The organism is Ochrobactrum sp. CGA5 (assembly GCF_006345815.1).
Classification (GTDB): Bacteria; Pseudomonadota; Alphaproteobacteria; order Rhizobiales; family Rhizobiaceae; genus Brucella.
Map to the genome: position 1 here is coordinate 748,800 of NZ_VCIG01000038.1, position 23,918 is coordinate 772,717.

Below are 23,918 nucleotides of genomic sequence, written 5' to 3' on the forward strand. Positions count from 1 at the left end.
CAAATATGAAAATAATCGAACTATCCATGATCTAACTTAATTCAAACCAAATTGCCTCTTGATCGATTCGGAGGGGCATAGAAAAACGCAGCCCCTCTTTCGAAGGACTGCGTTGTTTGAAGTCAATAAACCGCTTGGAAGGAAATCATCTTGCGGCGCGAAGCGGCGATATCTGAATTTCCACGCGACGGTTCTGCGCGCGGCCTTCCGGCGTTGCGTTAGTGGCAACAGGCTGGCTCGCGCCATAGCCGATAACGGCAAAACGACGCGGATCAATGCCCTGCGAACCGAGATAGCTTGCAACCGACGCGGCGCGGCGCTGCGAAAGAGCCTGGTTGTGGCTAACGCTACCTGTCGAATCGGTATGTCCATAAACGTCCACAAGCGTCTGGTTAAACTTGCGCAGCACAATCGCGACCGAGTTAAGCGTGGGATAGAACTGGCTCTTCACCTGATCCTGATCTGTATCGAAAGTGATGCTAGATGGCATGTTCAGGATGATCTGGTCACCATTACGGGTCACGGAAACACCAGTGCCCTGCAACTGTGCGCGGAGCTCGTTTTCCTGACGATCCATGTAGTTGCCGATCGCGCCACCGCCGAGTGCACCAATACCGGCACCGATCAGAACGGCATTGCGTTGAGCGCGGCTGGAACCGCCGACCATCAGACCGCCGAGAGCGCCCACAGCCGCGCCAATTGCAGCACCACCCGCGGTGTTCGACATCTTCTGTTCCCCGGTATAAGGGTCCGTGGTGCAGCCAGCCAGAAATGTGGCGGCGAAAAGGGCAATACCGATTTTCTTCAGCATGAAATGGTCATCCTCAATTAGCGAATCCGCTCGCATGATAATAGCGATTAAGGCCGGATGGTGTCTCAAATGCGAGTTTGAACCGGCTTCTCGCTTTTTAACTGAAGCCTCCACAACTGCGCAACTGCGCAGCATAACGATTAGCCATGGATTGAGCGCGTTTTGCGCCATTGAGGGCTGTCGCATTTCCGCGCCAGGTGCCACGTGCGTAGCCGCCGTGACCAGAATAGTAGGCTAGGTAAAGGCTATAGGCATCGTTGCGGTTAATGCCATTCTTTAGATAACTCTGATAATGATACCAGCCAATGAAATGAATTGCGTCGGCAAAACTTGTCCGTGACGCAGTCCAATGTCCCGTTTCTCGCTTGTAGCGGTCCCATGTGCCGTCGAGTGCCTGCGAATAGCCATAGGCACTGGAAGGCCTCTTCCACGGAATAATCCAGAGAATCTTCGTACGTGGCGGGCGAGCATAGGGCTGAAAGCCCGATTCGGTATAGATTGTTGCCATCAGAACCGGAACCGGAACACCGAATTCACGCGATACCCGCGCGGCCGCCTTCTGCCAATTATTGAACCAACCGTCGCGTTGATCAAAGACTGCACACACATTGTTGACCTGCCTTGGGGCGGTCGCGCAGCCTCCTAGGATCACGAGCGCGACGAGAAACAAAACGCGCATCATGGAAAACCTCGTCTCTTTGCAAAAATTGATAAAGCGTAAAAATTAAGAAGACCTTTCCAACGACAGATACCCTTCCTTTTGCCTTCAAACTCGCGTGAAGAAGATAAGCAAAAGCCGCTGCCAATACGACAGCAGCCGAGCTGTGGATGAATGTGGACAACTATCGGGATAGTGCATTTCTAACAGTCGGATCTGCCCGAAAACAAATGGCTATAGCAATTTCACTGGGACAGAACCGCTCAAAGCTTCAACGGCGCCCCTGACGCTCCTGCCGCAACCGCGCCCAATATTCGAGGCGCTTGCGGATATCACGCTCAAAACCCCGCTCCGGCGGGTCGTAGAATTTCTGTCTGCCCATGCTTTCCGGGAAGTAGTCCTGTCCTGAAAACGCATCTGGCTGATCATGATCGTAGGCATAGCCATCACCATAGCCCTCGTTCTTCATGAGCTTGGTCGGGGCGTTGAGAATATGTTTCGGTGGCAGCAAAGAACCATTTTCCTTGGCCGCGCGCATCGAGGCCTTGTATGCCAAATAGACCGCGTTCGATTTCGGGGCGGTCGCGAGATAAACACAAGCCTGCGCCAATGCCAGTTCGCCTTCCGGCGAACCGAGATACTCATAGGCGTCCTTTGCAGCGTTACAGATGACCAGTGCCTGCGGGTCAGCAAGGCCGATATCTTCCACAGCCATTCGGACAAGCCGTCGTCCTAGATATAGCGGGTCCTCGCCCGCATCGAACATACGGGAAAGATAGTAGAGCGCAGCGTCGGGGTCCGATCCTCGCACGGATTTATGCAGTGCTGAGATCAGATTGTAATGTCCATCCTGTCCCTTGTCATAAACCGGGGCGCGTCGTTGCACGACATCCTGCAGCTTCTCAGCAGAAAACACTTCATCGGGGCGCGCCGCACGCCAGATTTCTTCGGCAAGGGTCAACGCAGCACGCCCATCACCATCGGCCATACGAACAAGGCTTGCCCGCGCTTCGTCATCTAACGGCAAGTTGCGTTCTTCCTGCTCTTCAGCACGGGTCAGAAGTGTTGCAATGCTCTTGCCATCATGGGGATGAAAAGTCAGCACCCTCGCCCGGGAAAGAAGAGCGGCATTGAGCTCGAATGATGGGTTTTCCGTCGTCGCGCCAATCAGGATAACGGTGCCGTCTTCCATGACCGGCAGGAACGAATCCTGTTGCGCGCGATTGAAGCGATGAATTTCGTCTACGAAAAGCAGTGTCTGGCGCCCTGACATGCGCCGCGCGCGTGCCGACTCAAAAACCTTCTTCAGATCAGCAACCCCGGAAAAAATTGCTGAAATCTGTTCGAACGCCAGGTCGGTTTCTCCAGCAAGCAGACGGGCTACCGTCGTTTTTCCCGTTCCCGGCGGCCCCCAGAATATCATGGAGCCGAGCGAGCCGGATGCAATCATGCGCGTCAGCACGCCTTGCGGGCCGGTCAGATGTTCCTGACCGGTCACTTCCGACAAATGCTTCGGGCGAAGACGGTCAGCGAGCGGCCGGTTGCGGTCCGCGTTCGGATCTGCCGCTGCTGAAAATAGATCGCTCATTCACTTGCTCTATTAAAAATCAATGCCGCTTCAGGCATAATGCGACCCGAAGCGGCATGCAAGCTAAGCTGCAATTATCCGATCAACGCACGAATTGGCGCAACAGCATTCCGTTTCGTTCCACCTCAAGCCGCCATGCAAGACCACGTCCTGCATCCAGAATTGCAGTCATATCACCCACGGTCCGGATAGGATTGCCGTTTATGCTGCGAACGATGTCTCCGGGGCGCAGTCCAAGCCGCGCCGCTGGCGAACCGGAATAGATGTCTACCACCGCCACCCCTTGGCTATCGCGCTTGAGACGTAGCTTTGCAGCCGTCGAAGGTGTGAGTTCAAGTACCGAGGCACCCGCAAATGGATTATCTCCCTCGATAACCTGCGGCGCGGTTTCCTTAACTTCAGGCGCCTTGGAAAGTTTCACAGGGATGGTTTGGTTCTTTCCAGCCCTCATGACTTCGACCGATACTGTGTTTCCTATGCCCGCTGTCGACAGACGATAACCAAGCACATCCTGATTATCGACACGAACACCCTGAACAGACAGAACCACATCACCGATCTTCAGCCCTGCCTTTTCAGCAGGGCCACCTTTTGCAACTGCCGTGATCAGAGCCCCATATGGCTTTTCCATTCCAAGACCTTCGGCCAGATCGGAAGTCACGCCCTGAAAAGTCGCGCCAATATAGGGACGCTCGAAGCTCTTGCTGCCATTCTGCGCTGCTTCTACAACGGCTCGAACCATGTTGGACGGAATAGCAAAACCAATGCCCACCGAGCCGCCAGAACGCGAATAGATCGCAGTATTGATACCGATCAGGCGTCCGCGCATGTCAATCAGGGCTCCGCCGGAGTTACCGGGATTGATGGCCGCATCTGTCTGGATGAAAAAATCGAAATCAGAAATGCCAACTTGAGTGCGGGACTGTGCCGATACAATACCGCTCGTCACGGTCTGACCGACACCAAACGGATTGCCGATGGCCAGGACCAGATCACCAACTTCGACTTCGTCGGAATTACCAAGACCCAAGACAGGAAACTTGTCCTTGGCTTCGATTTTCAGCACCGCAAGATCTGTGGTTTCATCACGCAAAAGCAGCTTGCTTTCAAACTCACGCCCATCCGACAAGGCAACCTTAATCTCGTCGGCATCCTTGATAACGTGATTGTTCGTCACGACAATACCGGAACTGTCAACAATCACGCCGGAACCAAGCGACTGCTGTATACGTGGTTTGCTTTCACCGAACTGCCGCCCGAAAAACTGCTCGAAAAACGGATCGCCGGCGAAGGGCGAGCGTGCCTGGACCTGGCGCGCCGCATAGACATTCACAACGGCCGGTGTCGTCATTTTCACTAGTGGAGCGAAGGAAAGCTGCATATCAGCGCGGCTGAGCGGCACTTCTTTGGGAGGTGTCGCAGGTGTATCCTGCGCCATAGCGGACGGCACAGCCAGTCCGATTGATGCCACAACAAGACCCAATATACCTAAACGTCGCCAATTCATGCACATACTCCGCGCTTATCAAGCTTACTGCCGCTTTCGGGAAAGCATGCAAGACTCGATCTTGAATGTAGTCAACTGAAGGCAAGGATAAAGGGCCACATTGTGGTCATGGATAGCTAACCGGCAATTTTTCGTAAACCTTCGGCATGCGCAAACAAAAAGGGCCGCGCGAGGCGGCCCTTTTCAATCAACAGAACAGCGCAGATTATGCTGCGTCTGCTTCAGCAGCCTGTTCGGCTTCGACACGGGCGCGGTCAGCCTTGCCCTTTGCATCGACATCGCGTTCCACGAATTCAACAACAGCCAATGGCGCATTGTCGCCAGCGCGGAAGCCAGCCTTCATGATGCGGATATAACCACCGTTGCGCGTTGCATAACGGGCAGCCAGCGTATCGAACAGCTTTGCGACAAGCTTGACGTCGCGAATAGCCGAGATAGCCTGACGGCGGGCATGCAGATCGCCGCGCTTGCCGAGCGTGACAAGCTTTTCAACGATCGGGCGAATTTCCTTAGCTTTAGGAAGCGTCGTCACAATCTGCTCGTGTTCGATAAGCGAAGCAGCCATATTGGCGAACATCGCCTTGCGGTGCGAGGCAGTGCGGTTCAGCTTACGGTATCCGTTACCGTGACGCATGAGCCTTCTCCTTAATTAGTTCTAGCCGGATTGCCGGTCTTAATATTGGTCTTCGTAGCGCTTTGCGAGATCTTCGATGTTTTCCGGCGGCCAGGATGGGATTTCCATACCCAGATGGAGACCCATCGATGCCAGAACTTCCTTGATCTCGTTGAGCGACTTGCGGCCGAAATTCGGAGTCCGCAGCATCTCGGCTTCCGTCTTCTGGATCAGATCGCCGATGTAGACGATGTTGTCGTTCTTCAGGCAGTTTGCCGAACGGACTGACAGTTCGAGTTCGTCCACCTTCTTGAGAAGAGCTGGGTTGAAAGCCAGTTCCGCAACCTGTTCCTGCGGAGCTTCTTTCTGAGGCTCTTCGAAGTTGACGAAAATCGCCAGCTGGTCCTGGAGAATACGAGCAGCATATGCCACCGCGTCTTCGCCGCTGACCGAGCCGTTTGTCTCGATGTTCAGCGTCAGCTTGTCATAATCGAGAACCTGACCTTCACGGGTGTTCTCGATCTTGTACGACACCTTGCGAACCGGAGAGTAGAGGCTGTCAACCGGGATAAGCCCGATCGGCGCATCTTCCGCACGGTTGCGGTCGGCAGGCACGTAGCCCTTGCCGGTGTTGACGGTGAATTCCATGCGGATTTCAGCGCCTTCATCCAGCGTGCAGATAACGTGATCCGGGTTGAGGATCTCGACATCGCCGACAGTCTGAATGTCGCCAGCCGTAACGACGCCTGGGCCTTCCTTGCGGACAACCATGCGCTTCGGGCCCTCGCCTTCCATGCGGATGGCGATTTCCTTGACGTTCAGAACGATATCCGTAACGTCTTCGCGGACACCCGGAATCGAAGAGAATTCATGCAGAACGCCATCGATCTGAATGGCGGTCACAGCAGCGCCGCGAAGCGACGACAGAAGCACGCGACGCAGCGCGTTACCGAGCGTCAGACCAAAGCCGCGTTCCAGCGGCTCAGCAACAACGGTTGCATGCGTGCGTGAGCCGTTGGTGATGAAGTCCACCTTGTTCGGCTTGATGAGTTCCTGCCAGTTCTTCTGGATCATGTAAGTATCCCTCTATCAATCGTCGCTACCATCCTATCGTAGCGATCAAGTGTAGAAACCGCAGAGGAGCCCCGAACTTGAAAAGCCCGAGGCTCGTACGGCATGTGAACGAGGATTAGACCCGGCGCTTCTTGCGCGGACGGCAACCGTTGTGCGGGATCGGCGTAACATCGCGGATCGACGTGATCACAAAGCCGGCAGCCTGAAGGGCGCGCAGCGCAGATTCACGGCCAGAGCCCGGTCCGCAAACCTCGACTTCGAGGGAGCGCATGCCGTGTTCCTGTGCCTTCTTGGCGCAATCTTCGGCAGCGATCTGAGCGGCGAACGGGGTCGACTTACGCGAACCCTTGAAGCCCTGAGCACCGGCAGACGACCAGGCAATCGCATTGCCCTGAGCATCCGTGATGGTGATCATGGTATTGTTGAACGTCGAATTTACGTGGGCAACGCCCGACGAGATGTTTTTACGCTCGCGACGGCGAACGCGCGTGGCTTCCTTGGCCATGATAGTCCTTTCAATCGATCTCTACACCGCCGTAATTCCAGCGGCTACACCGGTCCTCTAGAAAGGACCAGCAATCAAACCCAGCCGGCGCACCGGAAAGGCACGACGGAACACACGTTCCGTCGAAATTACTTCTTCTTGCCTGCGATTGCCTTCGCCGGACCCTTGCGGGTGCGTGCGTTGGTGTGCGTGCGCTGACCGCGAACCGGCAGCGAACGACGATGACGCAGACCGCGATAGCAGCCCAGGTCCATCAAGCGCTTGATGTTCATCGAGACTTCACGACGCAGGTCACCTTCGACCTGATAGTCAGCATCGATTGCTTCGCGGATCTGAAGGACTTCAGCATCCGACAGCTGGTTAACGCGACGATCGTCAGCAATGCCGACCTTCGTTACGATTTCCCGAGCAAATTTCGGTCCAATCCCATGGATGTACTGAAGCGCAATAACAACGCGCTTGTTCGTCGGGATGTTGACGCCAGCGATACGTGCCACGTCTGTTCTCCTTGAGTTACAAAAATTTCCATCTGGCAGATGCGATCAACCAGACAGCATGAAACGACCGGTACCGGCCTCTTTCGATTTCCGCCGATACCCGCCATTCAAAACCAGTTGAAGTGGGGCACTCTTTGACGGAATCGCCAGAAAAAGTCAACTCTTAACTGTCCATAAAGCCATCAAACCGGCCTGACAGACAACTCAAGCAACTTCTGGAAGCAGCAAACGGGCAGAAAACGCATCCGCGTTCGCTGCCCGTAGTGGAGTGAGGCTTCTTCAAGCCCCTTCTATTCTCATGCCGGAACCAAAACTCTCTCAATTTCGGCAGTAACTTCTTCAACTGGCGCCATACCGTTGATGACACGCAGCTCACCGGTTCCGGCATAATAGCTCGAAAGCGGCGCAGTCTTTTCCCGGTATTCCACGAGACGCTTGCGGAAAGCTTCTGGATTGTCGTCCGAGCGGACCTGACCGCCCTTGGCAATTGTCTCGGCCACGCGGCTCTCCATCCGTTTGACGAGAGCATTCTCATCAACCTTCAGTTCGATAACCGCGTCGAGCTTCAACCCCTTGCCCGCAAGCATCGTACCGAGGGCCTGAGCCTGTGGAACGGTGCGTGGATAACCGTCAAGAATAAAACCATTCGTGCAGTCAGGTGCGTCGATCCGCTCCGATACGATCTGGTTCACGATCTCGTCGGAAACCAGCTGCCCGGCATCCATCACGGCCTTGGCGCGCTTCCCGATCTCACTCTGCTGGACGACTGCTGCACGCAACATGTCGCCGGTCGAGAGCTGAGGAATTCCATGCTTCTTGGTAAGAAGTCCAGCCTGCGTCCCCTTACCTGCTCCGGGCGGCCCAAGAAGTATCAGTCTCATCTATTACGTTTCCCACCTCTGAGTTTGGACTTCTTGATCAGCCCTTCATACTGATGAGCGATCAGATGCCCCTGAATTTGCGCGACCGTATCGAGCGTCACGCTCACAACGATCAGCAGCGAAGTGCCACCGAGATAGAACGGCACGCCGGTCGCGGAAATCAGGAATTCCGGCAGGAGACAGACAAGCACGATATAGATGGCGCCGACAACAGTAATGCGTGTCAGCACATAGTCTATGTATTCGGCGGTACGCTCGCCCGGACGAATGCCGGGAATAAAGCCGGAATGCTTCTTGAGTTGGTCAGCGGTGTCCTTGGGATTGAACACAATGGCCGTATAGAAGAAGCAGAAGAATGCCATCAATGCAGCATAGAACAGCATGTAAAGCGGCTGACCATGACCGAGTGCATTGAGAATGGTTGTAGCCCAGCCAGGCATTTCCGTTGTGTTAGCAAAGCCCGCGACAGTCGCCGGCAGAAGCAGCAGCGAAGACGCGAAAATTGGAGGAATAACACCTGCGGTGTTCAGCTTGAGCGGCAGATGCGACGTGTCGCCCTGGAACATGCGGTTGCCGACCTGGCGCTTGGGATACTGGATCAAAAGGCGACGCTGCGCACGTTCAACGAAAACGATGACGGCAATCAGCGCGACAGCAAGAACAATAACACCCAGAATAAGGCCCGTAGACAGCGCGCCGGTACGACCAAGTTCCAGCGTGCCGGAAATAGCATGTGGCAGGTTGGCCACAATACCGGAGAAGATGATCAGCGAGATGCCGTTACCGATACCCCGCGCCGTGATCTGCTCACCGAGCCACATCAAGAACATCGTGCCACCAACAAGGGTGATCACCGACGAAACGATGAAAAACGGACCGGGGCTGGTGACAATGCCGTTACCGGACTGCAACCCGACCGAAATCGCGTAGGCCTGAACGAGCGCCAGAAGCACCGTACCGTAACGCGTATACTGATTGATGATCTTGCGTCCCGCCTCGCCTTCCTTTTTCAGCGCTTCAAGCGACGGCACAACCGACGTCATGAGCTGCACGATAATGGAGGCAGAGATATAAGGCATGATGCCGAGCGCGAAAATGGCCATACGACCGACAGCACCACCGGCGAACATGTTGAAAAGTCCGAGCACACCCTGGCTATGTTGCTGGAACGCCTGCGCAAGTGCGTCAGGATTAATGCCGGGAAGCGGAATATAGGTGCCGAACCGGTACACGAGCAAAGCACCCAGCGTGAACCAGATGCGCTTCTTGAGTTCTTCTGCCTTCGAGAAAGCCGAAAAATTGAGATTGGAAACTAGCTGTTCAGCAGCCGATGCCATAAAATTTCTCCGGTGAAAAGTCTCCGGTCCTCCACCCCCGTCAGCGCAATCTATAGCGGCCGCGCCTCGAGACTAAAAAGACCCTACCCAGATATGCGCATTGGCATAAATGTGCAAGCGGCGGCACTAAGGCCGCCGCTTTTTATTTTTGTATCGAAGCCTTATTCGGCAGCGGCTTCAGGAAGCTTGATGCTACCGCCAGCCTTTTCGATCTTTTCAACCGCAGCCTTGGAAGCACCAGCTACCTCGAAAGCAACCTTTGCCTTCAGCTCGCCGTCCGAAAGAATACGAACACCGTCCTTAGCGCGACGAATCACGCCAGCAGCCTTCAGCGAATCGAGGTTAACAACAGCCTTGGCGTCGAGCTTACCTGCATCGATTGCGGCCTGAACACGGCCGAGCGACACAACGTTGAAGCTCTTTGCGAAGATGTTGGTGAAGCCGCGCTTCGGCAGACGGCGGTAGATTGGCATCTGTCCGCCTTCGAAGCCATTGATGGCTACACCCGAGCGGGACTTCTGGCCCTTGACGCCGCGACCACCGGTCTTGCCGGTGCCCGAGCCGATACCGCGACCAACACGCTTGCGCGCCTTGACCGAACCTGGCTTGTCACGCAGATCATTGAGTTTCATATCTCTATCTCCCTGCGCTATCACGCCTCGTCCACAACTCGAACGAGATGTGGAAGCTTGGCGATCATACCGCGGACTGCCGGAGTATCTTCCAGCGTGCTGCGGCGGTGCATTTTATTAAGACCCAGACCGATCAGCGTTGCGCGCTGCTCGGCTGGACGACGGATTGGGCTTCCGATCTGCTCGACCGTAACCGTCTTTCCCTTCTTCTCAGCCATCACTCAAATCCCTTGTCTATGGCGTATCCGGCGGCCTGAACGGCCCCGGACGAACACAAACTATCGGCTATTCTTCCGAACCGACCACATCATGGCGGCGAGCCTGAAGGGTCGAGTACTTGATGCCGCGCTGTGCAGCGATGTCCTTCGGATGCATCTGATGCTTCAGAGCATCGAACGTCGCACGAACCATGTTGTAAGGGTTCGACGAACCGAGCGACTTGGCAACAACGTCCTGAACGCCGAGCGTTTCGAACACTGCACGCATCGGGCCACCGGCGATGATACCCTTACCAGCAGGAGCTGCGCGAAGCAGAACCTTACCGGCGCCGTGACGACCTTCAACATCATGGTGCAGCGTACGGCCCGAACGCAGCGGTACAAAGATCATGTCGCGCTTGGCAGCTTCCGTAGCCTTACGGATAGCTTCCGGCACTTCACGAGCCTTACCATGACCGAAGCCTACGCGGCCCTTCTGATCGCCAACAACGACGAGCGCAGCAAAACCGAAGCGACGGCCGCCCTTGACGACCTTGGCAACACGGTTGATGTGAACGAGCTTATCGACGAATTCGCTGTCGCGCTCCTCACGGCCGCGATCTTCGCGGTTACGTTCTCTCTGTGCCATATCCTGATTTCCTTTTTCTTTTCCGGAAGCACAAATGCTGATTAGAAGCTAAGACCGCTTTCGCGAGCTGCTTCGGCGAGAGCCTTCACACGGCCGTGGTAAATGAATGCACCACGGTCAAACACTACGTCCTTGACGCCAGCCTTAACGGCGCGCTCAGCAACCAGCTTGCCAACAGCAGCGGCTGCTGCGGAGTCGGCACCGGTCTTGAGCTTGCCCTTGAGGTCGCCATCGAGTGTCGAAGCCGCCGCGAGCGTAACGCCGCGAACGTCGTCGATAATCTGGGCGTAGATGTTCTTGGAAGAACGGTGCACGCTGAGACGCGGACGGCCATTGGCGACAGCCTTGACCTGGCGGCGTACACGAGCAGCGCGACGCTGCAAAGTTTCTTTTGGCGATGCCATGACGCGCTTCCCTTACTTCTTCTTGCCTTCTTTGCGGACGATCTTCTCGCCAGCATACTTGACGCCCTTGCCCTTGTAAGGCTCGGGGCCGCGATATTCGCGGATCTCAGCCGCAACCTGACCGACCTGCTGCTTGTCGATACCCGAAACGACGATTTCCGTCGGCTTCGGAACTGCAACAGTAATGCCCGCAGGCACGTCGTAGACCACCTCGTGGCTGAAGCCGAGCGAAAGCTGCAGGTTCTTGCCCTGCATGGCAGCGCGGTAACCGACGCCGCTGATTTCGAGCTTCTTTTCGAAGCCGTCCTTCACGCCAACAAAAATGTTGGAGATCATCGTGCGGGACATGCCCCACTTCGAACGGGCTTCCTTCGACTGGTCTCGCGGATCGACGCTAACAGCGCCGTCTTCCATCTTGACCAGAACTTCATCGTGCACGACGAAGGAGAGTTCACCCTTCGCGCCCTTGGCCTTGACGATCTGCCCATCAACACTGGCGGTCACGCCTGCCGGGACCGGCACGGGTTTCTTACCGATACGAGACATTTTAATACCTGTCTTCTATCTGTTCGCTGTCAACCGCATCAGAAGATGCGGCAGAGCAGCTCACCACCAACGTTTTGTTCACGGGCTTCATGATCCGCCATCACGCCCTTCGGCGTGGAGAGGATCGAGATGCCGAGGCCGTTCGCAACCTGCGGGATCGACTTGACCGATACGTAAACGCGACGGCCTGGCTTCGATACGCGGCTGATTTCACGGATAACCGGAACACCTTCGTAGTACTTCAGTTCAATTTCGATCTCGGCTTTACCGTTCACGAATTCACTCTGCGTGTATCCGCGGATGTAGCCTTCGGACTGAAGGACATCAAGAACGCGAGCGCGCAGCTTCGAAGCCGGGGTCGTAACCTTGGTCTTCTTGCGGCCTACTGCGTTACGAATACGGGTCAGCATATCGCCGATAGGATCTGACACAGACATATGCTACTCCTTACCAGCTCGACTTGACGATGCCCGGGATCTGACCGAGCGAACCCAACTGACGGAGCGCAATACGCGACATCTTCAGTTTACGGTAGTAACCACGCGGACGACCCGATACTTCGCAACGATTGCGAATACGAACCTTCGATGAATTGCGCGGCAGTTCGGCAAGCCGGATAGTGGCGCGGAAGCGCTCGTCCAGCGGAAGGCCCTGATCCATTACGATCGCCTTCAGACGTGCACGCTTATTAGCGTGACGCTTAACCAACTTTTCGCGGCGCTTGTTTTTTTCGACTGCGCTAGTCTTGGCCATATTAATATACCTCGCTACGCTTGCCGTTACTGCCGGAAGGGGAAGTTGAATGCACGCAGAAGAGCGCGCGCTTCATCATCCGTCTTGGCGGTCGTGCAAACGATGATGTCCATGCCCCAGATCTGATCAACCTTATCGTAGTTGATTTCCGGAAACACGATGTGCTCCTTGATGCCCATGGCGTAGTTGCCGCGGCCGTCAAAACTCTTCGGGTTCAGGCCGCGGAAGTCGCGGACGCGAGGAAGAGCGATCGTGACAAGACGATCAAGGAATTCGTACATGCGGTCCTGGCGAAGGGTAACCTTCGTACCGATAGGCATGCCTTCACGCAACTTGAATGTTGCGATCGAGTTACGGGCGCGGGTCACGACGGCCTTCTGACCGGCGATCTGGCTGAGGTCTTCAGCAGCAACCGCAGGCTTCTTGGAGTCGCCAGTGGCTTCGCCAACGCCCATGTTGAGGACAACCTTGGTGATGCGCGGAATCTGCATCTCGTTGTCGTATTTGAATTCTTCAAGCAGAGCCTTACGAATGTTTTCATTGTAAAGCTTCTTGAAGCGGGGAAGTGCCTTAGCTTCAGCCATCGATCAGCGCTCCAGAACGTTTTGCGACACGAACCTTCTTGCCATCCTCGACGCGGAAACCGACACGGGTCGGCTTACCGTCCTTGGGGTCAGCAATTGCCAGGTTGGACAGATGAATCGGCGCTTCCTTGGAGATAATGCCGGCTTCCTGAGTCTGGGTCTGACGCTGATGACGCTTCACAATATTGATACCGCGAACAAGCGCCTGCTCGTCCTTCGGCATAACCTTGAGAACTTCGCCTTTACGGCCCTTGTCCTTACCGGACAGCACGACAACGCTGTCGCCTTTGCGAATCTTCTGCATCGTCTTGCTTCCTTACAGAACTTCCGGGGCCAGCGAGATGATCTTCATATGGTTCTTTGCGCGGAGTTCGCGCGGAACCGGTCCGAAGATACGCGTGCCGATCGGCTCTTTCTTGTTATCGATGAGAACGGCTGCATTGTTATCGAAACGAATAACGCTGCCGTCCGGACGACGGATATCCTTGGCGGTGCGTACAACAACCGCCTTCATCACGTCACCCTTTTTGACGCGGCCGCGCGGAATAGCTTCCTTGATCGACACCACAATGATGTCACCAACAGAAGCATAACGCCGCTTCGAGCCGCCCAGCACCTTGATGCACATGACACGACGTGCGCCGGAGTTATCCGCCACGTCGAGGTTTGTTTGCATCTGAATCATGACTGGCCGCCTTCTTTCCTCTCAGCTGGTTAAGGGCTCCTGCCCTACCTAAGCTGCGTGTTTATAATTTAGCCTGCTGCTTCGTTCGTCAGAACGACCCAGCGTTTGTCCTTCGAGATTGGAGCCGATTCCTGGATGGAAACGAGATCACCAACCTTGAACTGGTTGTTTTCGTCATGCGCCTTGTACTTCTTAGACTGACGCACGGTCTTCTGGAGAAGCGGATGCGAATAGCGCCGCTCAACCTTGACCACAACAGTCTTGTCATTCTTGTCGCTGACGACAACGCCCTGCAGAACGCGTTTAGGCATTATATTCTTCCTTATGCCTTGCTTGCGGCCGCCTTCTGGCGGGCAATAGTCTTAATACGCGCGATGTCGCGGCGAACCTGCTTCACGCGCGCGGTTTTTTCGAGCTGGCCGGTAGCCTTCTGAAAGCGCAGATTGAACTGCTCTTTCTTCAGGGTGCCCAGCTCGTCATTCAGTTGATCGAGGCTCTTCGCCCGAACGTCTGCGGCTTTCATAGTTGCCTCTCTCTTATTCAGCAATGCGCTGGATAAAGCGCGTCTTGATCGGCAACTTTGCTGCGCCGAGTCTGAGGGCTTCGCGTGCCACATCTTCGGGTACGCCGTCAAGCTCAAACATCACGCGACCTGGTGCCACACGGCATGCCCAGTAGTCCACCGAACCCTTACCTTTACCCATACGGACTTCGGTAGGCTTCGACGTAACTGGCAGGTCAGGGAAGATGCGGATCCACACGCGACCGGCACGCTTCATGTGACGGGTGATCGCGCGGCGGGCCGCTTCGATCTGACGTGCAGTGACGCGTTCCGGCTCAACGGCCTTCAAACCGAATGCACCGAAATTCAGATCCGTGCCGCCTTTCGAGTTGCCGTGAATACGGCCCTTGAACTGCTTGCGGAACTTGGTGCGCTTAGGCTGCATCATTGTTCTCTACTCCAAATTTCTCGCCCGCGGCCCGCTTTTTAAGCGTTTTCGCGGCGGCGGTTCGACGAGGAACCCTGATTGTCACCCTCGACCGCACGACGCTCGGAAGCCATCGGATCGTGTTCAAGAATCTCGCCCTTGAAGACCCAGACCTTCACGCCACAGATACCATAAGCGGTCTTCGCTTCTGCCGTGCCGTAGTCGATATCGGCGCGAAGCGTATGAAGCGGAACGCGACCTTCACGGTACCATTCCATGCGAGCGATTTCCGCACCACCCAGACGACCCGAGCAGTTGATACGGATACCTTCGGCTCCAAGACGCATTGCCGACTGAACGGCACGTTTCATGGCGCGACGGAATGCCACACGGCGTTCGAGCTGCTGAGCAATCGACTGAGCGACAAGCGTAGCGTCGATTTCCGGCTTGCGAACTTCAACGATGTTGAGCGACGTATCGGCATTGGTCATCTCGGAAAGCTTCTTGCGGAGCTTTTCGATGTCTGCACCCTTCTTGCCGATGATGATGCCCGGACGAGCCGAATGGATCGTCACACGACACTTCTTGTGCGGACGCTCAATCACGATCTTGGAGATCGCTGCCTGCTTCAGTTCCTCGGTGAGGAATTCGCGGATCTTGACATCTTCATGCAGCAGCTTGCCATATTCACCGGTATTTGCGTACCAACGCGAATCCCAGGTGCGGTTGATGCCGAGACGAAGACCGATCGGATTAATCTTCTGACCCATTATGCGGCCTCCCCTTTTTCCGCGACTTCGCGGACAACAATGGTGAGATGCGAAAACGGCTTCTCGATACGGCTCGCGCGGCCACGGCCACGGACGTGGAAGCGCTTCATGACAATCGACTTGCCTACATAGGCCTCGGCGACGATCAGGGAATCGACGTCGAGGTCATGGTTGTTTTCTGCGTTCGCAATTGCGGACTGGAGCGTCTTCTTGACCGTATCGGCGATCCGCTTGCGCGAGAACGTCAGATCGGCAAGTGCCGCATTCACCTTCTTGCCGCGGATCATGCTCGCAACAAGGTTCAGCTTCTGCGGGCTGACGCGCAGCGTGCGGGCAACAGCTTGCGCTTCGTTGTCCTTGAGCTGACGGGGAGCTTTAGCCTTGCCCATCGTTACTTCCTCTTCGACTTCTTGTCCGCGCCGTGACCGTAATAGGTACGCGTAGGCGCGAATTCACCGAACTTGTGTCCGACCATTTCTTCCGAAACCGACACCGGCACATGCTTGTTGCCGTTGTAGACGCCGAAAGTCAGACCGACAAACTGCGGCAGGATGGTGGAGCGGCGGCTCCACATCTTGATAACTTCATTACGACCGCCTTCGCGTACCTTCTCAGCCTTCTTGAGAAGATAGCCGTCGACAAACGGACCTTTCCAAACTGAACGAGCCACTTTAGACTACCTCTCTTACTTCTTGCGCTGATGGCGCGAACGCATGATGAACTTGTCGGTCGACTTGTTCGAGCGCGTCTTTTTGCCCTTCGTAGGCTTACCCCACGGAGTGACAGGGTGACGACCACCCGAGGTACGACCTTCACCACCACCATGCGGGTGATCGACCGGGTTCATTGCAACGCCGCGGACGTGTGGACGCTTGCCACGCCATACCGAACGACCGGCCTTACCGTCGTTGATATTGCCATGGTCCGGGTTGGACACTGCACCAACCGAAGCGAAGCAAGCACCTGGAACCAGACGCTGTTCACCAGAATTGAGGCGCAGAATGGCCATCCCCTGATCGCGGCCGACAAGCTGGGCATAGGTGCCAGCCGAACGAGCGATCTGACCGCCCTTACCCGGCTTCAGCTCGACATTGTGAATGATCGTGCCAACCGGCATGGAAGCGAGCGGCATTGCATTGCCCGGCTTCACATCGACGGAGTTGCCTGCAACAACCTTGTCGCCGACAGCAAGACGCTGCGGTGCCAAGATGTATGCCAGTTCACCGTCTTCGTAACGGATCAGTGCGATGAACGCGGTACGGTTCGGATCGTATTCCAGACGCTCGACAGTGCCGACGACGTCAAGCTTGCGGCGCTTGAAATCGATGAAGCGATACGAACGCTTGTGACCACCGCCCTGGAAACGAACAGTGATACGACCAGTGTTGTTACGGCCACCCTTCTTGGACAGACCTTCGGTCAGTGACTTGACCGGCTTGCCCTTGTAGAGTTCCGAACGGTCCACGATGACCAGCTGACGCTGGCCTGGCGTGATCGGATTAAAATGCTTGAGTGCCATTGTCTCTTACTCCATGGCCTCTCAGAGACCGGTCGAAACGTCGATGCTCTGGCCTTCGGCCAAAGTAACGATCGCTTTCTTGACGTCGCTCTGGCGCCCGATAAGACCGCGGAACCGCTTGACCTTACCTTTGCGCACTGCAGTGTTGACTGCGGTAACCTTGACGCCGAACAGCGCTTCGACTGCAGCCTTGATTTCCGGCTTCGTTGCCTTGCGGGCTACGTTGAAGACAACCTGGTTATGTTCAGAAACCATGGTGGACTTCTCGGTGATAACCGGGCTGACGATCACGTCGTAATGGCGAAGATCAGTCATTTGAAACGCTCCTCAAGGGCTTCGACAGCCGCCTTGGAAAGAACGAGCTTGCCGCGGCGAAGAATGTCGTAAACATTGATGCCCTGCACTGGCAGAACGTCGATGTTCGGGATGTTCGAAGCCGCGCGCTGGAAGTTCACGTCGATCTCTGCACCGCCAATAACGAGTGCATTTTCAAGACCGAGCTTGGCGAACTGCGAAACAAGCTGCTTCGTCTTAGCTTCCGTTGCAGCCAGATCATCAATGATGATCAGGTCAGATGCCTTTGCCTTTGCAGACAGAGCATGACGCAGGCCAAGAGCGCGGACCTTCTTCGGCAGATCGTGGTCGTGCGAACGGACAACTGGTCCGTGAGCCTGGCCACCGCCGCGGAACTGTGGAGCGCGAGCCGAATGGTGACGAGCGCGACCCGTACCCTTCTGCTTGTACATCTTGGCACCGGTGCGGCTTACGTCGCCACGGCCCTGAGCCTTATGGGAGCCCTGCTGGCGGCGAGCCAGCTGCCAGCGCACAACACGCTGAAGGATGTCATCACGTGGGTCGAGGCCGAAGATTTCTTCGTTCAGCTTGACCTTGCCGGCATCCTTGCCTTCAAGAGTGGTAATCGTGAGATCCATTATTCGGCTCCCTCAGTCGCGGCAGCTTCAGCCTTCGCGGCACCTGCACGCAGAGCGGCCGGCTTTGGCGCGTTCTCAGGCAGAGAGACCTTTACCGCGTCGCGCACGATGATCCAGGCACCCTTGGAGCCGGGAACCGCACCGCGAACCAGGATAAGGCCGCGATCGCTGTCCGTCGAGACAACTTCAATATTCTGCGTGGTTACGCGGGTCTGCCCCATGTGACCAGCCATCTTCTTGCCCTTGAACACCTTACCCGGGTCCTGACGCTGACCGGTCGAGCCGTGAGCGCGGTGGGTAATGGAGTTACCATGGGAAGCGCGATGACCGGCGAAGTTGTGACGCTTCATGACACCGGCAAAGCCCTTACCGATCGAAGTACCCGTCACATCGACCTTCTGGCCGGCGACAAAGTGTTCGGCGGTGATTTCAGCGCCGACTTCGAGGAGGTTGTCCGGCGAAACGCGGAATTCCGCGACCTTCGCCTTCGGCTCGACCTCGGCCTTCGCGAAATGACCGCGCATAGCCTTGGACGTGTTCTTCACTTTGGCGATACCAACGCCAAGCTGAACAGCCGTGTAACCGTTCTTTTCAACTGTACGCTGAGCTACCACGTGGCAATTCTCCATGCGGAGAACCGTCACCGGTACATGCTCGCCGGCGTCGTTATAGACGCGGGTCATGCCCAGCTTCTGTGCAATAACACCTGAACGCATCGGGTTCGTTCCTTCCGTCCTCAAGCCGATTAAAGCTTGATCTCGACATCGACACCGGCGGACAGATCGAGCTTCATCAGCGCGTCCACCGTCTGCGGGGTCGGGTCAACGATATCGAGAAGACGCTTGTGCGTGCGCATCTCGAACTGCTCGCGGCTCTTCTTGTCGATGTGCGGCGACCGGTTAACTGTGAACTTTTCGATCCTTGTTGGAAGCGGGATCGGTCCGCGCACATTTGCACCGGTACGCTTGGCAGTCGACACAATTTCCCGCGTCGAAGCGTCAAGGATCCGATGATCAAACGCCTTGAGGCGAATGCGGATGTTTTGACCGTTCATTTCATCTGTTCCTTGTTACGCGGAAACGCTCGCTCCGAAGCGAGCGTTCCTGCACAAACCTTCATTACTCGATGATCGAGGAGACGATGCCTGCACCGACGGTGCGGCCGCCTTCACGGATAGCGAAGCGAAGCTTCTCTTCCATCGCGATCGGCACGATCAGGGTGACGTCCATAGCGACGTTGTCGCCAGGCATAACCATTTCCGTACCAGCCGGCAGCGTGACAACGCCGGTCACGTCCGTCGTGCGGAAGTAGAACTGCGGACGGTAGTTCGTGAAGAACGGCGTGTGACGGCCACCCTCGTCCTTGGTCAGAATGTAAGCTTCTGCCTTGAACTTCGTGTGCGGCTTCACTGAACCCGGCTTGCAGAGAACCTGGCCGCGTTCAACGTCTTCACGGCCAACGCCGCGGATCAGAGCGCCGATGTTGTCGCCAGCCTGGCCCTGATCGAGCAGCTTACGGAACATTTCAACGCCGGTAACCGTCGTCTTCGTCGTCGCCTTGATGCCGACGATTTCAACTTCTTCACCAACCTTCACGATACCGCGCTCAACGCGACCGGTAACAACCGTACCACGGCCCGAGATCGAGAAAACGTCTTCGATCGGCATCAGGAACGGCTGGTCAATCGGACGTTCCGGGGTCGGAATGTAGTCGTCAACGGCGGCCATCAGCGAACGAACTGCGTCTTCGCCGAGTTCCTTCGAGGAATCTTCCAGAGCAGCAAGAGCAGAACCCTTGATGATCGGAACTTCATCGCCCGGGAAGTCGTACTTCGACAGAAGTTCGCGAACTTCGAGTTCTACGAGTTCGAGAAGTTCAGCATCGTCAACCTGATCGCACTTATTCAGGAACACGACGATCGCCGGAACGCCAACCTGACGGGCGAGCAGGATGTGCTCACGGGTCTGCGGCATCGGACCATCAGCAGCCGAAACAACCAGGATCGCGCCGTCCATCTGGGCAGCACCGGTGATCATGTTCTTCACATAGTCAGCGTGACCTGGGCAGTCGACGTGTGCATAGTGACGGTTTGCGGTTTCATACTCGACGTGTGCCGTCGAGATCGTGATACCGCGGGCGCGCTCTTCAGGAGCCGCGTCGATCTGGTCATACGCCTTGAACTCGCCGAAAAACTTCGTGATCGCTGCCGTCAGCGACGTCTTGCCATGGTCAACGTGACCAATCGTGCCGATGTTAACGTGGGGCTTCGTACGTTCGAATTTGCTTTTTGCCATTTGAGCTCTCCGTAAATTTAGCCTGCTCAGGCATTCTTTTAATTGGGAGCGTGATCCTTAGATCACGCAAACTTCTTCTGGATTTCCTGTGCGACCGCCGTCGGAACCGGCTCATAATGGTCGAACTGCATCGTGTACTGTGCACGGCCCTGGGACATCGAACGCAGGCTGTTCACGTAACCAAACATGTTGGCCAGCGGAACGTTTGCATTGACAACCGTGGCGATGCCGCGGGCTTCGGTGCCGGAAATCTGACCGCGACGCGAGTTCAGATCACCGATAACGTCACCAACGTAATCTTCCGGCGTAACAACCTCGACCTTCATGATAGGTTCGAGGAGCTGGGCGCCAGCCTTCTGCGCACCTTCACGGAACGCTGCACGGGACGCGATTTCAAAGGCGAGAACAGACGAGTCAACGTCATGGTACGCGCCATCAATCAGGGTGGCCTTCACGCCAAGCATCGGGAAGCCAGCCAGTGGGCCTGCACCCATGACGCTTTCGATACCCTTCTGGACACCCGGAATGTATTCCTTCGGAACCGAGCCGCCGACGATCTTCGATTCGAAGATGAAATCGTCGCCATCATGCGGTTCAAAGATGATCTTCACGCGAGCGAACTGGCCCGAACCACCCGACTGCTTCTTGTGGGTGTAATCGATTTCCGCGGCGCGGGTGATCGACTCGCGATAAGCAACCTGCGGAGCGCCCACATTTGCTTCAACCTTGAATTCGCGCTTCATGCGATCAACAAGAATGTCGAGGTGAAGTTCGCCCATGCCGGCAATGATGGTCTGGCCGGATTCTTCATCCGACTTGACGCGGAAGGAAGGATCTTCAGCAGCCAAGCGATTGAGCGCGATGCCCATCTTTTCCTGGTCGGCTTTGGTCTTCGGCTCGATAGCGATCTCGATAACCGGGTCCGGGAATTCCATACGCTCAAGGATAACCGGCTTCAGCGGATCGCAGAGCGTATCGCCAGTGGTGGTTTCCTTGAGGCCAGCCAAAGCTACGATGTCACCCGCAAAGGCTTCGTCGATGTCTTCACGGCTATTGGAGTGCATCTGCAGCATACGACCGATGCGCTCACGCTTGCCCTTGACCGTGTTTTCGAGCGAAACGCCCTTGGTCAGCTTGCCCGAATAGATACGAGCGAAGGTCAGCGAACCAACGAACGGGTCGTTCATGATCTTGAATGCGAGCATCGAAAGCGGCGCTTCATCCGAAGATTCACGGGTGGTTTCGGTTTCCGTCTTAACGTCGATGCCCTTGATCGCAGGAACATCGGTCGGAGCAGGAAGGAATTCCACAACGGCGTCGAGAAGCGGCTGAACGCCGCGGTTCTTGAACGCAGTACCGCAAAGGATCGGATGGAACTTGACGTCGATGGTGCCCTTACGGATCAGCGCACGGAGCTGGTCATTGGTAGGCATGGTGCCTTCCAGGTAAGCTTCCATGGCAGCTTCGTCGATTTCCACAGCCAGCTCGATGAGCTTTTCGCGGTATTCTTCAGCCTGATCCTTGAGGTGCTCAGGAATTTCACCGACGGTCGCCGCAGCGCCGATCGTGCCATCCCAGGTCAGAGCCTTCATTTCGATCAGATCGATAACGCCTTCGAACTCGTTTTCAGCGCCAATCGGCAACTGAACCGGGAGAGCTACTGCGCCAAGACGCGAACCGACCATTTCTACGCAACGATAGAAATCGGCACCGATCTTGTCCATCTTGTTGACGAAGACCATACGCGGGACGTGGTACTTTTCAGCCTGACGCCACACGGTTTCGGTCTGAGGCTCAACGCCAGCGTTGGCGTCGAGCAGTGCAATTGCACCGTCGAGAACGCGGAGAGAACGTTCAACTTCAATCGTGAAGTCAACGTGGCCCGGCGTGTCGATAATGTTGAAGCGGCGCTTCTTACCATCACGGCCCTGCCAGAACGTGGTCGTAGCAGCGGACGTAATGGTGATACCGCGTTCCTGTTCCTGCTCCATCCAGTCCATGGTCGACGCACCATCGTGGGTTTCGCCGATCTTATGGTTCTTACCGGTATAGAACAGAATACGCTCGGTCATCGTCGTCTTACCGGCGTCGATGTGAGCCATGATACCGAAATTGCGGTAGTCTTCGATTTTATATTCGCGGGCCATGTTAGTCGCTCTTTGAATAGGTTTCGACGATTACCAGCGGTAATGCGAGAAGGCACGGTTGGCTTCAGCCATGCGATGCGTGTCTTCACGCTTCTTCACAGCAGAACCGCGATTGTTGGCGGCATCAAGCAACTCACCGGAAAGACGATCGATCATCGTCGTCTCGTTACGGCCACGAGCAGCATTGATAAGCCAACGGATGGCAAGTGCCTGGCGGCGTTCTGGACGCACATCAACCGGAACCTGATAGGTTGCACCACCAACGCGGCGCGAACGGACTTCGATGTGCGGAGCTACGTTGTCGAGCGCCTGATGGAACAGCGCGACCGGCTCGGACTTGGCCTTGGCTTCGATTACATCGAGAGCACCGTAAACAATGCTTTCGGCAACCGACTTCTTGCCATGAAGCATGACTGCATTCATGAACTTCGTGATAACGAGATCGCCGAACTTCGGATCCGGATTAATCTCACGCTTCTCAGCCTTATGGCGTCTGGACATTTCGTCTCTTCTTTCAATTACATCGGGCTCAACTCGCCTTCTGGCGGCCGGTATCCCCGGAAAATCTTACTTCGGACGCTTTGCACCGTACTTCGAACGGCGCTGCTTGCGGTTCTTGACACCCTGGGTATCGAGAACGCCGCGAATGATGTGGTAACGCACACCCGGCAAGTCCTTTACACGACCGCCACGGATCATGACGACGGAGTGCTCCTGCAGGTTATGCCCTTCACCAGGGATATAACCGATGACTTCGAAGCCGTTCGTCAAACGAACCTTGGCAACCTTACGGAGAGCCGAGTTTGGCTTCTTCGGGGTCGTCGTGTAAACGCGGGTGCAAACGCCGCGCTTTTGAGGGTTTGCCTGCAGTGCAGGAACCTTATTACGCTTTACCGGCGCGATGCGCGGCTTGCGGATAAGCTGGTTTACGGTTGGCATACAACCTTCCTCTTTAAAAAATCTCGTATCCACGCCCCAAGGGGCCGTTTCACCGGCATGCTCATGCGCAAATTCGGAGTCAGCCCTCGTCAACCGGTGGCCACCCCGAACAAAAGCAGAGGAAGCTGACGCTTCATGCGAACGGCAAGTTGCATTTCGATCGTAAAACGAACCCTGTTTGAGATGAACTTCAGGGCGCGTCGCCCCGAAAAAGCTTGTCTCACATCGGCTCAGATGGGCTGCTGATACGTCTTTCGCGACGTTTCGTCAAGGGCAGAGGCATAAGTTTCTTCAGTGCAGGGCCTGAAACCGGCGTTTTGGCTTCGCCCAGACAGCTTATTGCGCTGCATTTGAGGTTCATTCGCTAATATTTCGCGATCAGAACCGTCATTTTCCTATGCAAGCATGGCGCAGCCACTTGGTAAAGGGTATTGAAGCAAATCTGAGTCGAAACGCAACAGAATATT

General features: G+C 55.8%; 35 protein-coding genes. All 35 read right to left on the reverse strand.

Going from position 1 to position 23,918, the window contains the following annotated elements:
- Positions 1-145: 145 nt before the first annotated feature.
- Positions 146-811, reverse strand: coding sequence for an OmpA family protein (locus tag FJQ48_RS16690; RefSeq protein ID WP_139976069.1), 666 nt, complete (start codon positions 809-811; stop codon positions 146-148).
- Between the two features lie 97 nt (positions 812-908).
- Positions 909-1,493: a transglycosylase SLT domain-containing protein gene (locus FJQ48_RS16695; RefSeq protein ID WP_139976070.1), complete on the reverse strand. Its 585-nt coding sequence runs from the start codon at positions 1,491-1,493 to the stop codon at positions 909-911.
- A 247-nt stretch (positions 1,494-1,740) separates the two neighbouring features.
- Positions 1,741-3,057 (reverse strand): replication-associated recombination protein A, encoded by a 1,317-nt coding sequence (locus tag FJQ48_RS16700; protein WP_139976071.1) that lies wholly within the window; start codon positions 3,055-3,057, stop codon positions 1,741-1,743.
- A gap of 82 nt (positions 3,058-3,139) precedes the next feature.
- On the reverse strand, positions 3,140-4,564 hold the full coding sequence (locus FJQ48_RS16705) for a DegQ family serine endoprotease (protein ID WP_139976072.1): 1,425 nt from the start codon (positions 4,562-4,564) through the stop codon (positions 3,140-3,142).
- 205 nt (positions 4,565-4,769) lie between these two features.
- On the reverse strand, positions 4,770-5,198 hold the full coding sequence (gene rplQ / locus FJQ48_RS16710; protein WP_006467000.1) for a 50S ribosomal protein L17: 429 nt from the start codon (positions 5,196-5,198) through the stop codon (positions 4,770-4,772).
- Positions 5,199-5,237: 39 nt separating this feature from the next.
- Positions 5,238-6,251, reverse strand: a complete 1,014-nt coding sequence (locus FJQ48_RS16715; protein WP_006467001.1) for a DNA-directed RNA polymerase subunit alpha — start codon at positions 6,249-6,251, stop codon at positions 5,238-5,240.
- 115 nt (positions 6,252-6,366) lie between these two features.
- Positions 6,367-6,756 (reverse strand): 30S ribosomal protein S11, encoded by a 390-nt coding sequence (gene rpsK, locus FJQ48_RS16720; protein WP_002964339.1) that lies wholly within the window; start codon positions 6,754-6,756, stop codon positions 6,367-6,369.
- Between the two features lie 128 nt (positions 6,757-6,884).
- Positions 6,885-7,253 carry a 30S ribosomal protein S13 gene (gene rpsM, locus FJQ48_RS16725; RefSeq protein ID WP_006467002.1) on the reverse strand — a complete coding sequence of 123 codons (369 nt, stop codon included), beginning with the start codon at positions 7,251-7,253 and terminating at the stop codon, positions 6,885-6,887.
- A gap of 296 nt (positions 7,254-7,549) precedes the next feature.
- Positions 7,550-8,134 (reverse strand): adenylate kinase, encoded by a 585-nt coding sequence (locus tag FJQ48_RS16730; protein WP_139976073.1) that lies wholly within the window; start codon positions 8,132-8,134, stop codon positions 7,550-7,552.
- Positions 8,131-9,471, reverse strand: coding sequence for a preprotein translocase subunit SecY (secY, locus tag FJQ48_RS16735; RefSeq protein WP_139976074.1), 1,341 nt, complete (start codon positions 9,469-9,471; stop codon positions 8,131-8,133). The genes FJQ48_RS16730 and secY overlap by 4 nt, the downstream gene beginning before the upstream one ends.
- Before the next feature lie 161 nt (positions 9,472-9,632).
- Positions 9,633-10,103: a 50S ribosomal protein L15 gene (gene rplO, locus FJQ48_RS16740; RefSeq protein WP_012091912.1), complete on the reverse strand. Its 471-nt coding sequence runs from the start codon at positions 10,101-10,103 to the stop codon at positions 9,633-9,635.
- Positions 10,104-10,123: 20 nt separating this feature from the next.
- Entirely contained in the window at positions 10,124-10,321 is a 198-nt protein-coding gene (gene rpmD / locus FJQ48_RS16745; RefSeq protein WP_002967737.1) for a 50S ribosomal protein L30, read from the reverse strand.
- A gap of 67 nt (positions 10,322-10,388) precedes the next feature.
- Complete coding sequence (rpsE, locus tag FJQ48_RS16750) at positions 10,389-10,949, reverse strand: 30S ribosomal protein S5 (RefSeq protein ID WP_006467009.1); 561 nt, start codon at positions 10,947-10,949, stop codon at positions 10,389-10,391.
- A 41-nt stretch (positions 10,950-10,990) separates the two neighbouring features.
- Complete coding sequence (gene rplR / locus FJQ48_RS16755; protein ID WP_006467011.1) at positions 10,991-11,353, reverse strand: 50S ribosomal protein L18; 363 nt, start codon at positions 11,351-11,353, stop codon at positions 10,991-10,993.
- A 12-nt stretch (positions 11,354-11,365) separates the two neighbouring features.
- Positions 11,366-11,899: a 50S ribosomal protein L6 gene (gene rplF, locus FJQ48_RS16760; RefSeq protein WP_006467012.1), complete on the reverse strand. Its 534-nt coding sequence runs from the start codon at positions 11,897-11,899 to the stop codon at positions 11,366-11,368.
- Positions 11,900-11,937: 38 nt separating this feature from the next.
- A complete protein-coding gene (gene rpsH / locus FJQ48_RS16765) occupies positions 11,938-12,336 on the reverse strand; it encodes a 30S ribosomal protein S8 (protein WP_006467014.1) in 399 nt (132 codons plus the stop codon).
- 10 nt (positions 12,337-12,346) lie between these two features.
- Entirely contained in the window at positions 12,347-12,652 is a 306-nt protein-coding gene (rpsN, locus tag FJQ48_RS16770) for a 30S ribosomal protein S14 (RefSeq protein ID WP_139976075.1), read from the reverse strand.
- A gap of 26 nt (positions 12,653-12,678) precedes the next feature.
- Complete coding sequence (gene rplE / locus FJQ48_RS16775) at positions 12,679-13,236, reverse strand: 50S ribosomal protein L5 (RefSeq protein ID WP_006467019.1); 558 nt, start codon at positions 13,234-13,236, stop codon at positions 12,679-12,681.
- Entirely contained in the window at positions 13,229-13,540 is a 312-nt protein-coding gene (gene rplX, locus FJQ48_RS16780) for a 50S ribosomal protein L24 (protein WP_006467020.1), read from the reverse strand. The genes rplE and rplX overlap by 8 nt, the downstream gene beginning before the upstream one ends.
- A 12-nt stretch (positions 13,541-13,552) precedes the next feature.
- Entirely contained in the window at positions 13,553-13,921 is a 369-nt protein-coding gene (rplN, locus tag FJQ48_RS16785) for a 50S ribosomal protein L14 (protein ID WP_004683923.1), read from the reverse strand.
- Positions 13,922-13,989: 68 nt separating this feature from the next.
- Positions 13,990-14,232, reverse strand: coding sequence for a 30S ribosomal protein S17 (gene rpsQ, locus FJQ48_RS16790; RefSeq protein WP_010659919.1), 243 nt, complete (start codon positions 14,230-14,232; stop codon positions 13,990-13,992).
- A gap of 11 nt (positions 14,233-14,243) precedes the next feature.
- On the reverse strand, positions 14,244-14,444 hold the full coding sequence (gene rpmC, locus FJQ48_RS16795; protein ID WP_006467022.1) for a 50S ribosomal protein L29: 201 nt from the start codon (positions 14,442-14,444) through the stop codon (positions 14,244-14,246).
- A gap of 13 nt (positions 14,445-14,457) precedes the next feature.
- Positions 14,458-14,871 (reverse strand): 50S ribosomal protein L16, encoded by a 414-nt coding sequence (gene rplP / locus FJQ48_RS16800; protein ID WP_006467023.1) that lies wholly within the window; start codon positions 14,869-14,871, stop codon positions 14,458-14,460.
- A 38-nt stretch (positions 14,872-14,909) separates the two neighbouring features.
- Positions 14,910-15,620, reverse strand: coding sequence for a 30S ribosomal protein S3 (gene rpsC / locus FJQ48_RS16805; RefSeq protein WP_139976076.1), 711 nt, complete (start codon positions 15,618-15,620; stop codon positions 14,910-14,912).
- Positions 15,620-16,009, reverse strand: coding sequence for a 50S ribosomal protein L22 (gene rplV, locus FJQ48_RS16810; protein WP_010659918.1), 390 nt, complete (start codon positions 16,007-16,009; stop codon positions 15,620-15,622). The genes rpsC and rplV overlap by 1 nt, the downstream gene beginning before the upstream one ends.
- A gap of 2 nt (positions 16,010-16,011) precedes the next feature.
- The gene (gene rpsS, locus FJQ48_RS16815; protein WP_006467026.1) at positions 16,012-16,290 is read right to left on the reverse strand and encodes a 30S ribosomal protein S19; all 279 of its coding nucleotides are present in this window, start codon (positions 16,288-16,290) and stop codon (positions 16,012-16,014) included.
- Between the two features lie 15 nt (positions 16,291-16,305).
- On the reverse strand, positions 16,306-17,139 hold the full coding sequence (gene rplB / locus FJQ48_RS16820; RefSeq protein ID WP_139976077.1) for a 50S ribosomal protein L2: 834 nt from the start codon (positions 17,137-17,139) through the stop codon (positions 16,306-16,308).
- A gap of 21 nt (positions 17,140-17,160) precedes the next feature.
- Positions 17,161-17,454 (reverse strand): 50S ribosomal protein L23, encoded by a 294-nt coding sequence (locus tag FJQ48_RS16825; protein WP_006467028.1) that lies wholly within the window; start codon positions 17,452-17,454, stop codon positions 17,161-17,163.
- On the reverse strand, positions 17,451-18,071 hold the full coding sequence (rplD, locus tag FJQ48_RS16830) for a 50S ribosomal protein L4 (RefSeq protein ID WP_010659915.1): 621 nt from the start codon (positions 18,069-18,071) through the stop codon (positions 17,451-17,453). The genes FJQ48_RS16825 and rplD overlap by 4 nt, the downstream gene beginning before the upstream one ends.
- Complete coding sequence (gene rplC / locus FJQ48_RS16835) at positions 18,071-18,787, reverse strand: 50S ribosomal protein L3 (protein ID WP_139976078.1); 717 nt, start codon at positions 18,785-18,787, stop codon at positions 18,071-18,073. Before rplC ends, rplD begins: the two co-directional genes overlap by 1 nt.
- A gap of 29 nt (positions 18,788-18,816) precedes the next feature.
- Complete coding sequence (rpsJ, locus tag FJQ48_RS16840; RefSeq protein WP_002964363.1) at positions 18,817-19,125, reverse strand: 30S ribosomal protein S10; 309 nt, start codon at positions 19,123-19,125, stop codon at positions 18,817-18,819.
- Between the two features lie 64 nt (positions 19,126-19,189).
- Entirely contained in the window at positions 19,190-20,365 is a 1,176-nt protein-coding gene (gene tuf, locus FJQ48_RS16845) for an elongation factor Tu (RefSeq protein ID WP_139976079.1), read from the reverse strand.
- Positions 20,366-20,427: 62 nt separating this feature from the next.
- A complete protein-coding gene (gene fusA, locus FJQ48_RS16850) occupies positions 20,428-22,512 on the reverse strand; it encodes an elongation factor G (protein WP_139976080.1) in 2,085 nt (694 codons plus the stop codon).
- A 30-nt stretch (positions 22,513-22,542) separates the two neighbouring features.
- A complete protein-coding gene (rpsG, locus tag FJQ48_RS16855) occupies positions 22,543-23,013 on the reverse strand; it encodes a 30S ribosomal protein S7 (RefSeq protein ID WP_010659910.1) in 471 nt (156 codons plus the stop codon).
- A 66-nt stretch (positions 23,014-23,079) separates the two neighbouring features.
- Positions 23,080-23,451, reverse strand: a complete 372-nt coding sequence (rpsL, locus tag FJQ48_RS16860; protein WP_006471111.1) for a 30S ribosomal protein S12 — start codon at positions 23,449-23,451, stop codon at positions 23,080-23,082.
- Between the last annotated feature and the right edge of the window lie 467 nt (positions 23,452-23,918).